This window comes from Nonomuraea composti (assembly GCF_012034275.1).
GTDB classification, from domain to species: Bacteria; Actinomycetota; Actinomycetes; order Streptosporangiales; family Streptosporangiaceae; genus Nonomuraea; species Nonomuraea composti.
The window spans coordinates 44,484-59,293 of sequence record NZ_JAATEP010000054.1; the positions used below are offsets into that span (position 1 = coordinate 44,484).

Sequence of the window (14,810 nt, forward strand, 5' to 3'; positions counted from 1 at the left end):
TCACCACCGTACGGGGACCCGCTCCAGTCCGCCCACGATCAGGCCCTCACGGCGCGGCAGCTCGGCGGCCGGGATCGCCAGCTCCAGCGTGGGCAGCCGCTCCAGCAGCACCTTCAGCACGGTCTGCAGCTCGGTGCGGGCCAGCGACTGGCCGATGCAGGAGTGCGGGCCGACGCCGAAGGCCAGGTGCGGGTTCGGCGAGCGGTCCAGCCGCATCTCGCCGGCCGCCTCGAACTGCCGCTCGTCGCGGTTGGCCGAGGCCATGCTGCAGATCACGGTCGTGCCCCGCGGCAGTCTCTCGCCGGCCACCTCGACCTCCTCGGTGAGGTAGCGCGGCATGCCGAAGCCGGGGTTCGCGTCGAAGCGCAGCGCCTCCTCCGCCGCCGTGCGGATCAGCGCGCGGTCGGCCAGCAGCGCCTCCCACCTGCCCCGGTCGGCCAGCAGCAGCGCCATCATCTTGCCGATCATGTTCGCGGTGGTCTCGTGCCCGGCCACCAGCAGGCCCTTGGCCGTGGCCAGCATGAGCTGCTCGGTCAGCCGCCCGTCCAGGCCCTCCACGTACGACAGCAGCTCGCTGACCAGGTCGTCGCCCGGCTCGGCCCGCTTGCCCTCGACCAGCGCCACGAGATAGCCGTCGAACTCGGCCTGCGCCGTGTCGATCTCCTCCTGCGTGAACCTGGTCATGCTCAGCATCGTGTCCGACCAGTACGCGAACTTCTCGCGGTCGGAGTCGGGCACCCCCAGCAGGTCGCAGATCGCCCACACCGGCAGCGGGAACCCGACCGCCGACACCAGGTCGCCCGGCGCCCCCTCGGCCACCATCCGCTCGACGAGCAGCTCGGCCATCTCCTGGATCCTGGGCTGCATCGCGGTGACCCGCTTGGCGGTGAACGCCTTGCCCACGAGCTGCCGCCACGCCCGGTGGTTCTCCCCGGTCATGCCGCCGGCGGTGGTGGCGCCGAACACGCCGCCCGACTCGTTGGCGGTGACCCTGGCGGCGTCCTCGGCGTCGAGCTGCCGGGTGAAGCGGGGGTCCGACAGGACCTGCTTGACGTCGTCGTACCTCGTGAGCAGCAGCGCGGTGTCGCCGCTGGCCAGCCGGACCGGCGCCACGGGGCAGCCCTGCCGCAGCTCGGCCCACTCCTGCGGCGGCTCCAGCGCGGTGGGGTTGCGGAAGGGGTATTCGGGCGCTTCGGTCACGGTCACACTCCCTTGACACGACGGTGGTCCTGAGTCATCCAAGTCACCGCGCTGAGTTAAGTCAAGCGACTCAACCTCCTCGCACCGAAGGATCAAGCATGATTTGCTGCTTTCATGCCGAATCCTTGGAGGCCCCTCCTCGCGGCGGGCGTGACGCTCGTCGTGGCGCCGGGGCTGGCGGCGCTCCTCTACCTCGCCGGCCGCCCCGAGCCCGCCGGGCTGCTGACCGGCCTGGCCGCCGGGCTCCTGCTGCGCGACCGGCCCGCCAGGGCGGCCGTCGCCACCCTGTGCGGCAGCGCGACGGCGGTCGTGCTCGGCCTGCTGTTCGTGCAGGGCCACAACCCGGACGGCGCCGACTTCGCCGACGCCATGGCCGGCTGGCCCGGCTGGCCGGCCGGCGCCGTGCTCGCCTACGTGCTCGCCGCCCGCCGGCTGCCCCGCTGGGGCCGGCCCGCCACCCGCACCCTGGTCACGGCCGGCGTGCTCGGGGCCGTGCTGTGCTGCGCGCAGCTCGTCATCGCCAAGACGGCGGGGATGACGCTGTGGGAGGACTACCACGAGTGGGACGGCCCCGGCCTCTACCGCGACCTGACCAGGGCCGCCTGGTACCCCGCCGCCGCGGTCGTCGTGGCCACGCTGACGGCGACCAGAGTGCTCAGGGAGCGTGACGGGCGGGTCGCGGCCGGGGATCTCGGGAGGTCGGTCGCGACTGGGGAGCGCGGCGGGTTCGTCGCCGTGCCGCTGGCCGCCTGGCTCGGGTGCGTCGTGGCCGGCGGGCCCGTCCAGTACGCGCAGGCGCTCGGGGCGGGGCCGCGGGAGGCGTTGCTCGCCCTGCTCGCCGCCCTCGCCGGCGGCGCGATCGGCGCCGCCGGCGCCACGGCGGCCCTCGGGCGCCCCGGCATCTGGTTGGGATTGTCCGCCTTCGTCCTGCTGTTCACGGCGGAGGAGGCGACGGGCGGCTGGATGATGGACCTCCCGGAATTCGAGATGGGCCTGTACGGTCCGGCCGCGCTGGTCGCCGCCATCGCGGCCTGGACGGCGTGGCGGGAGCGGAGCACCGGGGCGGGCGTCGTCGCCGGGCTCGCCGGGCCGCTGCTGATCTGGTCCGTCTACCTGCTGGTCGGCCTGCGCCACTACGACCACGCCTCGCAGAGCGGCCCGTACGGCTACGCCCTGCTGACCGCGCTCGCCGCGATGGCGGTCGCCCCGGTGGCGGCCGGCCTGGCCCGCGCCCTGCGCCCCGCCCCGCTGCCGGGCCCCCGCGGCCCCCTCGGGGTCACGTCGCGGTGAGGCCGTGAGCGCGGGCGGCCGGCCGCGCTCACGACCCGGGGCAGGCGGTCAGGGGATGGTGATGCGGCCCGCGCCGGCGCCCGCCGTCACGATGGACTTGACGCTGGAGGCGCTGTCGAGCGAGTACGAGTACGGGATCGACTTGACGCTGCCACCGGCCTGCCCGCTGCCGGAGTTGACGAAGTGGTTGTTCCGGGCCACCAGGCTGCCGGCGGGGGAGCTGCCCTCGCCGAGGTGGTAGGGGTCGTCGGTGTTCTCGAAGTAGTTGCCCTCGACGAGCACGCCGGCCTCCTGGGTGGAGGCGACGCCGTAGCTGCCGACGTTGCCGTAGTAGTTGTTGAAGACGTGCACCGGGTTGCCGAAGCGCACGCGCGGGTGGCGCTGGTTGGTGCCGTCGAACCAGTTGTGGTGGTACGTCACCCGCAGGTGCCCCCGGTCCTCGGAGCCGTTGCTGTCGCTGTGGCCGAGGAGCATGGTCTTGTCGTGGTCGAAGAACCTGTTCCAGGAGACGGTGACGTAGTCGCTGGACCGCTTGATGTCCACGGCGCCGTCGTAGCCGTTGCTGAAGGAGTTGTGGTCGATGTAGACCCGGGTCGAGTACTGGACGTTGATGCCGTCGTCGTTCCAGTTCTTGAAGGTGAGGTTGCGGATGATGACGTTCGACGCCTGCGACACGTTGAAGCCGCACCCGGAGATGGTCGCGCCCGCGTTGCCGATGACGGTCTTGTTCGAGGTGACGCGGAGCATGCCGGAGCAGGAGATCGTCCCGGAGACCCTGATCACGGCGGCGGAGCCGGACGACAGGGCGCTCGTCAGCGCGGAGGCGGAGGAGACGGTCGTGGGGGGCGTGCTGCCGCCGCCGGTGGTCCCGCCGCCCTGCGTGGCCCAGCCGACCAGCGGGGTGTCGGCCGCGGCGGGGACCGCGGTCGCCGCGGTCAGTCCTGCGGCCGCGGCCGCCAGGCCGGTGACGACTGCCAGGACACGTCGTGATGTACGCATGAGTGTGCTCCTACCTACTGCGGGTTGTCTGTAGGTGCTGTGCGTGCCAGTCGTTCACGTATGTGAACGGCTTGCATGGGAGTGAACGACAGCGACGCTAGGAAAGCGCTTTCCCCTCGTCAATGAGCTCCGGGGGCCCAATTTTCCGGGGCCGGCGTCGTGGCCGGTCAGGGCATAACAGCCGGGATTGACCGTGGTGAAACTTTCAGGTCGAGCCGGCTCCCGTGAAAGCGATCGTGCCGATCGGTGGAGAGACAGTGATCCGCTTTCCACGATCGGGAGCACGTACATGCGAATGAGGACGAAGCGCGGGACCGCGGGGGCGTTAGCGCTCGCCGCCGCCCTGGTCGCCGCGCCACCCGCCCCCGCCGGTGCGGCGGGCCCCGCCGCCACCAAGGAGGAGGTCTCCGCCGGGCGGACCGTCACCCTCATCACCGGCGACCGGGTCACCGTCATGGACGGGGGCGGCGCGGTGATCAAGGCCGGTGCCGGGCGGGACGACATCACGTTCACCACCGGTGAGAGCGGCGGCAGGCTGCGGGTCGTCCCCAGCGACGCCCGGCCGCTGCTACGGGCGGGCCGGCTCGACCCGAGGCTGTTCGACGTCACGGGGCTGCTCGAATCCGGCTACGACGACCGGCGCGGCAGCGTGCCGCTCATCGTCACCGGCGCCGGGCAGCCCAGGACGATGGCCGCGGCCGGAGCGGTCACGCCGCTCACCGCAGTCGGCGGGTACGCGGTCGAGGCCCGTCCCGACGCGTTCTGGCAGGACCTCACACGCCGCCGGTCCTTGGCGTCCGGCGCGAAGATCTGGCTCGACGGGCGCAGGAAGGTGTCGCTGGACGTCAGCGTCCCGCAGATCGGCGCGCCCGCCGCCTGGGCGAAGGGGCACACCGGCGCGGGCGTCAAGGTCGCGGTGCTCGACACGGGGATCGACGCCACCCACCCCGACCTGGCGGGCAAGGTCGTCGCCAGGAAGGACTTCACGGAGACGCCCGACGAGCGGGACCTCGTCGGGCACGGCACGCACGTCGCCTCCACGATCGCCGGGAGCGGCGCCGCGTCCGGCGGGCGCTACCGCGGCGTCGCGCCGGACGCCGAACTGCTCGACGGGCGGGTGTGCGAGGAGATCTACTGCACCGACTCCGCGATCCTGGCCGGCATGCAGTGGGCCGCCGAGCAGGGCGCGAAGGTGGTCAACATGAGTCTCGGCACCGCCGACACGCCAGAGGAGGACCCGCTGGAGCAGGCGGTGCGCACGCTCAGCGAGCAGTACGGCACGCTCTTCGTCGCCGCGGCCGGCAACGCGGGCCAGGACCGCGCGGTCAGCAGCCCCGCCTCGGCCGGCGCGGCCCTCGCCGTGGGCGCGGTGAACGCCTCCGACGAGCCCGCGCCGTTCTCCAACCGCGGGCCGGGCCCGGCCGGCGAGGTCAAGCCGGACATCACCGCCCCCGGCGTCGAGATCACGGCCGCGCGGGGCAAGGACAGCCCCGGCTCCGGCCCGTACGTCACGATGTCCGGCACCTCGATGGCCACCCCGCACGTGGCGGGCGCCGCGGCCATCCTCGCGGGACAACACCCGGACTGGACGGGCGGCCTGCTGAAGGCCGCGCTGATGGCCTCCGCCGAGCCGGCCGCCGGGACCGGCGTCTTCACGCAGGGCGCCGGCCGCGTGAACGTGGACCGCGCGACCGCCCAGTCCGTGACCGCCGAGCCGGCCACGCTCGGCTTCGGCCGGCAGGCGTGGCCCCACGACGACGACCGGCCGGTGGCACGCAAGCTCGTCTACCGCAACCCGTCCGCCGCCCCCGTCACGCTCACCCTGGAGTCCCAGGCCGGCGCGGCGTTCTCCGTCAGCCCGGCCACGCTGACCGTGCCCGCGGGCGGGCAGGCCGAGGCGACGGTCACCGCCGACACGCGGGCCGACGTCCCCGACGGCCTGCTCGGCGGGTACGTCGTCGCCACCGCCCCCGGCGGCGTGCACGTCAGCACCCCCGTCGGCGTGGAGAAGGAGGTCGAGAGCTACGAGCTGACCGTCCGCCAGACCGACAGGAGCGGCGCCGCCACCGGCGACTTTGAGATGTCGATCGCCCGGCTGGACGCGGAGACACAGCCGATCGTCGTGTTCGGCGGCGAGAGCACCTACCGCGCCCGGCTGCCCAAGGGCAGATGGTCCGTGGACACCGTGGTCCTGGACGAGGCCGGCCTCACCCTGCTCGTCCAGCCCGAGGTGATCCTCGACCGCGACCGCACGATCGAGGCCGACGCTCGGCTCGGCCGCCCGCTGCTGGTGCGGCCCCCGGCGGACGGCGCCACGCCGAGCCTCGCCCAGGTCGTCTACCAGTGGCAGGAGCCCGGCGGCGGGTTCGCGCGCGGCTGGCTCGGCCGCTCCTTCGACCGGCACTTCACCGCCCAGCTCGGCCCCGACCGCGCCGACGACCGGCTGCTCAGCATGGTGACGGGCCAGTGGACGGCCGGCACCTCCGACTACCGGCTCGCCTGGTTCGAGCCAGGACGGCTGCCCACCGGCTTCGAACGCTCCGTCACCCCCGAGGACCTGGCCGTCGTCCGCCGCGACTACGCCGCCCACCTGCCGGACGCCACCGCCGAGACCACCAGCCAGGCCTGGCCGCGCCGCGGCAGCATCCCCTCCAACCTGGCCACCGTCCCGACCGCGCTCCCGTCCACCCGCACCGAGTATGTCAACACCGACGACGGCGTCCGCTGGCAGCACCACCTGTTCGAGTACGGCTCCGACGGCCGGCTCAACCGCTTCGAGTCCGGCTTCACGCACTACCCGGCCGGCCGCACCACGACCGAGCTGTGGAACCGCGGCGTCTTCGGCCCCTCGCTCCCGACCGGCGACCAGCCCGGCGACAGCCTCAGCCGGACCGGCGACGTCATCTCGGCCGACCTCCACCTGTTCGGCGACGGCCGCGGCGCCCTCGGCCTCTCCACCCGCGCCACCGAACACCTCACCCTCCACCGCGACGGCAAGCCGGTGGCCGAGTCGCCCTCCTTGACCGCCGACCTCCCCGTACCGGCGGGCCGGGCCACGTACCGGCTGGCCGCCGAGGCCGGACGCGGCGCCCCCGCCACCCTGTCCACCCGCGTGTCGGCGACCTGGACGTTCCACTCCGACACCACACCCGCCCTCACCCGCCTCCCGGTGTCCGTGGTCCGCTTCACCCCCGCCCTGGACGCCCGCAACACGGCCCCGGCCGGCCGCCGCTTCACCGTCCCGGTGACGGTGCACCGGCTGCCGGGCAGCACGGCGACCCGCCCGCGCACGCTGTCGGTCGAGGTCTCCTATGACGACGGCGCCACGTGGCAGAAGGCGCAGGTACGCGGCCCCGCCGTCGTGCTCCTGCATCCGGACACGCCGGGGTTCGTGTCGCTACGGGCGACGTCGACGGACATGACGGGCAACACGGTCGAGCAGACCGTCATCCGGGCGTACCGGATCGCCTGAACCCGGACGGCAGCAGCCGCCGGTTGCGGACCAGCCAGATGGCTCGCTCCAGGTCCGGGGTCTGGTAGCGGTCGTCGGCGAGCGGTGCCACGTAGCGTCTGAGTTCCGTCAGCAACGCGCTCGTGGTGGTGGCCAGGGGGAGGCCCGTCATCCGGTCGGCGATGAGGTCGATGCCCTGGGCGGCCATCAGGTACTGGACGGCCAGGACGATCTCCAGCCGGTCCAGGTTCTCGTGCAGGTGGCGGGCCGAGGCGATGGCCATCGGGTTGTGGTCCTCCTGGCCGTCCTTGACCGGGCGGGACAGGGTGCCGGCCGGGGTGGCCCTGGCCTGCATCTCGGGGATCAGGGCGGCGGCCACCGTCTGCACCTGCACCAGGCCGGAGTTCAGGCCGACGGGCGGGCCGGCCAGGTTCGCCGGGAGGCCGTAGCTCCACCTGGGGGACAGCAGGCGGGCGGACAGTTCCTGGGACAGGACGGCGACGTCGGTGATCTCCGCGTTCAGGGTGTCGGCCAGGTGGCCCATGACGGAGCCGTCCCAGTTGCCGCCCATCACGAACTCGTACCCCGGCCCCCGCTCGCGCCGGAACACCAGCGGGTTGAAGGTGGAGGAGTTGGCCTCGCGGGTCAGGGTGCGGCGGGCGTCCGCGAGCGTGTGCCGGAGGCCGGCGAGGACGTGCGGCGCCGCCCGTACCGACACCGCGTCCTGGACGCGGGGCTCGGGGCTGAGCCGGCGGCGGCCCTCCGCCGTCATCCAGCGCGAGCCCGCCACCATCGCGCGCAGCCGGGCGGCGACCGCGCTCTCCTCGGGGATGTGGCGTTCGGCGTGGGTACGGGCGTCCAGTGCGCCGCGCTCGGCCCTGGTCGCCTCCATGAACAGGGCGAACGCCCCCTCCGCCTGGTCGGCGAGCGCGGTGGCGCGGTGCACGGCGTGCGCCAGCGTGGCGGCCAGCACGGTGCTGCCGCTGACGATCGGCAGCGCCTCCCCGGCCTGGAGGGTGAAGTCCCTGGGCAGGCCGGCCCGCGGCAGCAGCTCGGAGGCGGGCCCCTCCTGGCCGCGGTAACGCACGGGGGCGTCCTCGCCGATGGCCGCCAGGCCCGCTGCGGCCTGCGGCTGCAGGTCGCCGGTGCCGAGCGAGCCGATCTGCGGCATCCGGGGCACGACTCCGGCGTTGACCAGGTCCAGCAGCCGCTGCGGCACCTCGGGGCGGACGCCGGCGTGGCCCCTGGCGAGCTGGTTCGCCTTGAGGACGAGGGCCAGCCTGACCACGTCGTCCGGCAGCGGCTCGCCGACGCCGGCGGCGTGGGAGCGCAGGATGTTGCGCTGGAACCGCTCCTGCTGCTCCGTCGTGAGCGGCCGATCCTTGAGCGGCCCCAGCGCCTGGTTCCAGCCGTAGACGCGCTGGTCGTCCAGCGCGGCCAGCGCGCCCGCCCGGGTCCTGGCCATCGCGGTACGGGCGGAGGGCGCGAGCCGCGCCGACACGGGACGCCCGTCGAGGATCGCGAAGGCGTCCTGGAGCGTGAACGAGCCGCCGTCCAGCACGAGATCGAGCGGGCGAGGCGCCGGCTGCGGTGCCCGGTGCAGTGCTGGGTGCGGTGCCGGCCGCAGTGCCGGGGGAGGCGGGGGCTCGGCGACCGCCTGTCCCGGTACGCACAGGACGGCGACCAGGCCGAGGGCGGTGGCGATGCGTCGGGTCACGGGGGCCTCCCTCGGCTCGGCGGAGATCGGTGCGCCTCTCGTCATGGCGATCGGTGCGCCTCTCGTCATGAAGGATCGGTGCGGCTCTCGTTATAGCGAGAGCGCCACGCGCGCGGACGGTGGCCGGGGCGGGGCGGGAAGAGTGCTGACCCGATGTCGACTGTTTCCATGACGAGCGTCCGGCAGGCGCCTTCCACGCGAAGAGCCCGATACCGTCTACTGGCATGGAGATCTGGATCAACCCCGCGTGCTCGAAGTGCCGCTCCGCGCTGTCCGTCCTGGACGCCGAGTCCGCCCAGTACACCGTGCGCCACTACCTGGAGGACCCGCCGAGCGAGCCGGAGCTGCGCGAGGTGCTGTCCAGGCTCGGCCTGGAGCCGTGGGACATCACGCGGACGGGTGAGGCGCGGGCGGCGGAGCTGGGGCTGGACGGGTGGCCGCGGGACGCGATGGCGCGGGACCGGTGGATCAGGGCCTTGGCGCAGAACCCGATCCTGATCCAGCGGCCGATCATCACGGCCGATGACGGGTCCGCGGTGATCGGCCGGTCCGAGGACGCGGTCCGTTCGGTGCTGTAGGGGCCGAAGGCGGAAGGCCGCGTCCCCGAGGGCGATTTCGGGGAACGCGGCCTTCCTGGTCCGAGAAGGATGGGCGTCTAAGGCCCGTGGGGGCGGGCGTCAGGCGCCCGTGACGGCCTCCTCCTTGGGCGCGGGCGCCGGCAGGTCGAGGCTGTCGCGGAGCTTGGCCGGCTTGAGGAAGGCGGCGGCGATGAGGCCGACGACGGCGATGGCCGCCGAGATGAGGAAGATGTGGCCGGTGGCGTCGCCGTACGCGGCCCTGACGATCTCCTTGATCGGCTCGGGCAGCGCGGCGATGTTGAGGCTGCCGCCGGCCGCGGCGGCGTCGCCGCCGACCGGGATCCCGGCCTTGGCCAGCCCTTCGACGATGCTGGTGGCGACCTGGTCGGCGAGCACCGCGCCGAGCACCGACACGCCGACGGTGCCGCCGAGCGAGCGGAAGAACGTGACCGCGCCGCTGGCGGCGCCGATCTCGCTGAGGGGAACGGTGTTCTGGATGACGAGGACGAGGTTCTGCATGGACATGCCGACGCCGATGCCGACGGCGAGCATGTAGAGGGAGATCAGCACCAGTGAGGTCTGGTGGTCGATGGTGGCCAGGCCCCCGAAGCCGGCCAGCAGGACGACCAGGCCGACGAGGATGTACGGCTTGGTCTTGCCGGTGTTGGACACCATCCGGCCGCTGATCGTGGACGACAGCAGCACGCCGGCCATCATGGGGATGGTCAGCAGGCCCGCCTCGGTGGGGCTGAAGCCGCGGCCGATCTGGAAGTACTGGCCGAGGAAGACCGACCCGCCGAACATGGCCATGCCGACCGCGAGGCTGGCCAGGATGGCCAGGGCGGGGGTGCGGCGCCGGATCACGTGCAGCGGCACGACCGGCTCCTTGACGACCGACTCGACCCAGGTGGCCAGGGCGAGCAGCACCACGCCGCCGCCGGCGAGCGCGGCGGTCTGCCAGGACAGCCAGTCGAAGTCGTTGCCGACGAAGGTGACCCAGATGAGCAGGATGCTGACGCCGGCGGCGATGAGGGTAGCGCCCCAGTAGTCGATGCTGACGTCGGCGCGCCGCACGGTGGGGATGTGCAGGGTCTTGGCCAGCAGCGCGAACGCGGCGATGGTGAACGGCACGGCGATGAAGAAGCACCAGCGCCAGCCGAGCCAGGAGGTGTCGGCGATGAGGCCGCCGAGCAGCGGGCCGCCGACGGTGGCGACGGCCATGACGGCGCCCAGGTAGCCGTTGTAGCGGCCGCGTTCCTTGGGGGAGATCATGGCGGCGATGACGACCTGGGCGAGGATCTGCAGCGCGCCCATGCCGAGGCCCTGCAGCGCGCGGAACGCGATGAGCTGGCCGGTGTTCTGGGCGAAGCCGCAGGCCAGCGAGCTGAGCATGAAGATCACGATGGCGATCTGGAGCAGCAGCTTCTTGTTGAACAGGTCGGCGAGCTTGCCCCAGATGGGGGTCGAGGCGGTCGAGGCCAGCAGCGACGCCGTGACGACCCAGGTGTACTGCGACTGCGTGCCGTCCAGCGCGCCGATGATCTGGGGCAGCGCCACCGAGACGATGGTGCCGCTGAGCATGGCGACGAACAGGACCAGCAGCAGGCCGCTGAGAGCTTCGAGGATTTGGCGGTGGGTCATCGGCTCCGCCGCTGCGGGCGGCGCTGCCGGCTGTGCACTCACGCGCGACCTCCGTTTCACGTTCTAGAGGGAAGAGATCAACCCGGACACCTTACATGCACATGGGGCAACTTTGCGCATTGAGCATTTATTCCCGTTGGGTAAGCTGTGCTCATCATGGGCAACACCACAGGTCTCCGGGAACGCAAGAAGGCCCTGACCCGGCAGGCCGTGCACGAGGCCGCGCTGCGGCTCACCGTCGAGCACGGCCTCGACAACGTCACCGTCGAAGCCATCGCCGACGCCGCCAACATCTCGCGCCGCACGTTCTCCAACTACTTCGACGGCAAGGAGGACGCGCTGCTGTACGGCGACGAGCAGCGCCTCGACACCCTCGTGACCCGGGTGCGCGAGCAGCCGGCCGGCCGGACCGCCTGGCAGGCGCTGCGCGGCGCGTTGCAGATCCTCTACTCCGAGACCGGCGGGCCCGACCGGGAATGGCACCAGCGGGCCCGCCTGGCCATGAACCACCCCTCGCTGCTGGCCAGGCAGCTCGCCGGGCGGGTACGGCTGGAGCGCGAGCTGAGCCAGGCGGTGGCCGGGCGGGAGCAGCCGGGGGACGTGCGGCCCGAGGTGATCACCGCCGCGTTCCTGGCGGCGATGCGCGTGGCCACGCAGTGGTGGTGCGCCGATCGGGAGACCCGATCGTTGTACGAGCTCACGGTGCTGGCACTGGACGAGGTCGCCCGCCCGTTCGACTGAGCGCTGGACGGGGTCGCCCGCCCGTTCGTCTGGGCGCGCGCCAGATCGGGGTCAGGCGCGCCCGCCGCAGCAGGCGCCGCCTCAGGTCAGGCGCGCGCCCGCCACAACAGGTACACGAAGTACGGCGTGCCGATCAGCGCCGTCACCAGCCCCGCCGGCACCTGCGCCGGCGCGATCACGGTACGCCCGAGCGTGTCGGCCAGGCTGACCAGCAGCGCCCCGATCAGCGCCGCGACCGGCAGCACGCGGGCGTGGTGGGCGCCGACCAGGGCGCGGGCGGCGTGCGGGGCCACCAGGCCGACGAACGCGACGACGCCGACCGCCGAGACCGCCGTGGAGGTGAGCAGCACCGCGCCGGCGAGGGCACCCAGCCGGACGGGCTCCAGGGGGACGCCAAGAACGCGCGGCGTGTCCTCGTCCAGGGCGAGCAGGTCGAGGTCGCGGCGCAGCCACACCAGCAGCGGGACGACGAGGGCCAGCGCGAGCAGGACGGGGACGAGCTGCACGGGCACCCGCCCGTAGGTGGAGCCGGACAGCCAGGTCAGGGCCTTGGCCGTGTTCCACGGGTCGGACAGGACGATGATCAGCACGGTGATGGCGGTGCAGGCGGCCTGCATGGCGACGCCGATGAGGACGAGCCGGTCGGAGCTGAGCCCGCCGCGCCAGGCCAGCCCGTACACCAGGCCGAACGCGACGAGCGCGCCGGTGCCGGCCGCGGCGGACATCGCCCAGATGCCGGCCGTCGGCGCGAGCGTGATCAGCCCGACCGCGCCGACGCCGGCGCCGGTGGTGACGCCGAGCACGCCGGGCTCGGCGAGCGGGTTGCGGCACACGGCCTGCACGGCCGCGCCCGCCACGGCGAGGGCGGCGCCGGCGAGGACGGCGGCGCCGACCCGGGGCCAGCGCTGGTCCAGCACGTACGTGAGGGCGCGCCCGCTGCGTCCCTGGAGCCAGTTGAGCACGTCGCCGGTGAGCAGCCACCGGTCGCCGCCGAGCAGCCCCAGCACGATCGCGCCCGCGAGCAGGGCGGCGCAGAGGCCGGTCACGGCGAGGAAGGCCGCACGCGAGCGGGCCCCGCCGGTGCGCACGGCGGGCGGCTTGCGGGTGGGCCCCGCGTCGCGGTAGCGGCGGGCCAGCCAGATCATCACCGCCGCGCCGATCACGGTGGTCACGACGCCGGGCGGCACCTCCACGCCGGCCTGCGCGCCGAGCGCGGCTCGCAGCAGGATGTCGGAGCCCAGCATGATGAGCACGCCCGCGATGCCGGACAGGGGCAGCAGCATGCGGTGCCGGTGCAGCCCGGGGACGGACTTCGGCAGCAGCCGCACGACGACGGGCGCGCACAGGCCGACGAAGCCGATCGGGCCGGCGATCGTGACGGCCGCCGCGGCGAGCAGCACGGCCAGCAGGGTGAGCCACAGGCGCAGCCGCCGCACGTTCACGCCGAGGACGGTGGCGGTGTCGTCGCCCAGGCCGAGGATGTCCAGGCGAGGGCCGGCCAGCACCGCCGCGGCGAGCGCGAGCGCGATGAGCGGGCCGACCTGGGTGACGGCGTCGAGGTCGCTCTGCACGAGCGAGCCGCTGCCCCACGCGAACAGGCCGGTGGTCTCCTGCTCGAACAGGATCATGACGAGGTTCGTCAGCGAGCTGAGGGCCAGCGACGTGGCCGTTCCGGCGAGGATGAGCCGGGTGGTGCCGGTGCGGCCGCCGGCCGACAGCGCCAGCACCAGCGCGGCGGCGGCCAGCCCGCCGAACAGCGCGAGCCCGCCCGACACCGCGACGGGCAGCGTCAGCCCGAACGCGGCCGCGGCGGCGACGGCCAGGTACGCGCCCGAGCTGACGGCCAGTGTGTCGGGCGCGGCCATCGCGTTGCGGGCGACGGACTGCAGCAGCGCGCCCGCCACGCCGAGCGCGACGCCGACGCAGACGCCGGCCAGCAGCCGGGGCAGCCGCGAGGCCAGCAGCACGCGGGCGGCCTCCTCGCCGTTGCCGGAGTCGCCGAACGGCAGCGCCAGCAGGTCGAGCGCGCCGATGGCGGAGGTGCCCTGCGTGAGGTGCACGGCCGCCACCAGGACGGTGGCGGCCAGGGCGAGAAGGAAGACCCCGGCGACGCCCAGCCGCCGCAGCGGCGTCCCGGGCGGCGCCGGGGTCAGGACGTCCGTGCTCAACCGGTGTACGCCTTCACCAGCGCGTCGGCGAACTGCCGGCAGGACAGGGGTCCGCCGAACGTCCAGATGCCGTCGGGCAGCTTGGTGACCTGCTGCTTCTCGACGAACGGCAGCGACTTCCAGATCGCGTTCTTGTCGAGCCCGTCGGCGAAGACGTCCTCACCGTCGGAGGCGTTGTAGAAGAAGCGGAGGTTCGGGTCCTTGAGCACGCTCAGGCCCTCGACGTCCGTGGTGCCGAGGCCCCACTGGCCGTCGACCTTGCCCGTCCAGGCGTTCTTCAGCCCGAGCTGCGTGGCCACCTCCGACACCAGCGAGCCCTTGCCGAACAGCCGCACGGAGATCGTGCTGCCCTGCTTCCACCCGTCGGCCATGACGAACGGCTTGCCCGCGGCGCCGGCGGCGGCGAGCTTGGCCTTGCCGTCGGCCATCGCCGCGTCGAAGTCGGACATCAGCTTGGTGGCCGCGTCGGTCTTGCCGACGGCGGTGGCGATCATGTTCAGGTCGTCGCGCATGCGCTTGAGGTTGTCGGCCGCGTCGCTGCCCTTGGCCACGATCACCGGCACGAACTTCTCCAGCTGCGCGGCCAGCTCCTCGTCGTCGGACTCCATGACGACCAGGTCGGGCGACAGGGCGCTGATGGAGTCGATGCTCGGCTCCTGCCGCATGCCGACGTCCTTGACCGAGGAGTCGAGCTTCGCGGCGGTGTCCCAGGTGGCGTACCCCTTCACGTCGGCCGCGCCGACCGGCATGACACCCAGGCTGACCAGCATCTCCGTCTCGCCCCACTCCAGGCTGACGACCCGCGCGGCCGGGCGGTCGAGCTTGACCTGCTTGCCGCGGGCGTCGGTCACGGTGACGGGGCCCGTGCTCGCCGACGCGCCGGCCGACGCGGAGGCCGAGGCGCCCGCGCTCTGCTCCGTCACGGGGGCCTCGGTCGTGCCGCAGGCGGCGAGCACGACGACGGCGGCCAGAGCGGTCAAGGGGGCGGTGAAAGGTGCCGTCAGGGCACTGCGCATGGTTGTTCC

10 protein-coding genes are annotated in these 14,810 nt (G+C 73.4%); 4 read left to right on the plus strand and 6 right to left on the minus strand.

The genetic code is table 11. The features are described 5' to 3' along the window. Window positions 1-1,200 carry a cytochrome P450 gene (locus HCN51_RS46315; RefSeq protein WP_346434033.1) on the minus strand — a complete coding sequence of 400 codons (1,200 nt, stop codon included), beginning with the start codon at window positions 1,198-1,200 and terminating at the stop codon, window positions 1-3. A 114-nt stretch (window positions 1,201-1,314) separates the two neighbouring features. Here HCN51_RS46315 and HCN51_RS46320 point away from each other — a divergent pair, with 114 nt between their 5' ends. Then, complete coding sequence (locus HCN51_RS46320; protein ID WP_168018296.1) at window positions 1,315-2,490, plus strand: hypothetical protein; 1,176 nt, start codon at window positions 1,315-1,317, stop codon at window positions 2,488-2,490. Between the two features lie 48 nt (window positions 2,491-2,538). Here the strand turns inward: HCN51_RS46320 and HCN51_RS46325 are convergent, their stop codons facing one another. Continuing rightward, the gene (locus HCN51_RS46325) at window positions 2,539-3,489 is read right to left on the minus strand and encodes a pectate lyase family protein (RefSeq protein WP_168018297.1); all 951 of its coding nucleotides are present in this window, start codon (window positions 3,487-3,489) and stop codon (window positions 2,539-2,541) included. Between the two features lie 289 nt (window positions 3,490-3,778). Here HCN51_RS46325 and HCN51_RS46330 point away from each other — a divergent pair, with 289 nt between their 5' ends. After that, the gene (locus HCN51_RS46330; RefSeq protein WP_168018298.1) at window positions 3,779-6,961 is read left to right on the plus strand and encodes a S8 family peptidase; all 3,183 of its coding nucleotides are present in this window, start codon (window positions 3,779-3,781) and stop codon (window positions 6,959-6,961) included. Here the strand turns inward: HCN51_RS46330 and HCN51_RS46335 are convergent. Then, entirely contained in the window at window positions 6,936-8,657 is a 1,722-nt protein-coding gene (locus tag HCN51_RS46335; protein WP_346434034.1) for an HAL/PAL/TAL family ammonia-lyase, read from the minus strand. The two genes, HCN51_RS46330 and HCN51_RS46335, sit on opposite strands and share 26 nt — an antisense overlap. Before the next feature lie 224 nt (window positions 8,658-8,881). Here HCN51_RS46335 and HCN51_RS46340 point away from each other — a divergent pair, with 224 nt between their 5' ends. Continuing rightward, window positions 8,882-9,235 (plus strand): arsenate reductase family protein, encoded by a 354-nt coding sequence (locus tag HCN51_RS46340; protein ID WP_080041443.1) that lies wholly within the window; start codon window positions 8,882-8,884, stop codon window positions 9,233-9,235. Window positions 9,236-9,334: 99 nt separating this feature from the next. Here the strand turns inward: HCN51_RS46340 and HCN51_RS46345 are convergent, their stop codons facing one another. After that, window positions 9,335-10,876, minus strand: coding sequence for an MDR family MFS transporter (locus HCN51_RS46345; RefSeq protein ID WP_168018300.1), 1,542 nt, complete (start codon window positions 10,874-10,876; stop codon window positions 9,335-9,337). Between the two features lie 156 nt (window positions 10,877-11,032). Between HCN51_RS46345 and HCN51_RS46350 the strand changes: the two genes are divergently transcribed. After that, on the plus strand, window positions 11,033-11,617 hold the full coding sequence (locus tag HCN51_RS46350; protein WP_168018301.1) for a TetR/AcrR family transcriptional regulator: 585 nt from the start codon (window positions 11,033-11,035) through the stop codon (window positions 11,615-11,617). 86 nt (window positions 11,618-11,703) lie between these two features. Here the strand turns inward: HCN51_RS46350 and HCN51_RS46355 are convergent, their stop codons facing one another. Together HCN51_RS46355 and HCN51_RS46360 are read right to left on the minus strand one after the other, a co-directional pair. After that, the gene (locus HCN51_RS46355; protein WP_168018302.1) at window positions 11,704-13,785 is read right to left on the minus strand and encodes an iron ABC transporter permease; all 2,082 of its coding nucleotides are present in this window, start codon (window positions 13,783-13,785) and stop codon (window positions 11,704-11,706) included. Further along, on the minus strand, window positions 13,782-14,801 hold the full coding sequence (locus tag HCN51_RS46360; RefSeq protein ID WP_168018303.1) for an ABC transporter substrate-binding protein: 1,020 nt from the start codon (window positions 14,799-14,801) through the stop codon (window positions 13,782-13,784). Before HCN51_RS46360 ends, HCN51_RS46355 begins: the two co-directional genes overlap by 4 nt. Between the last annotated feature and the right edge of the window lie 9 nt (window positions 14,802-14,810).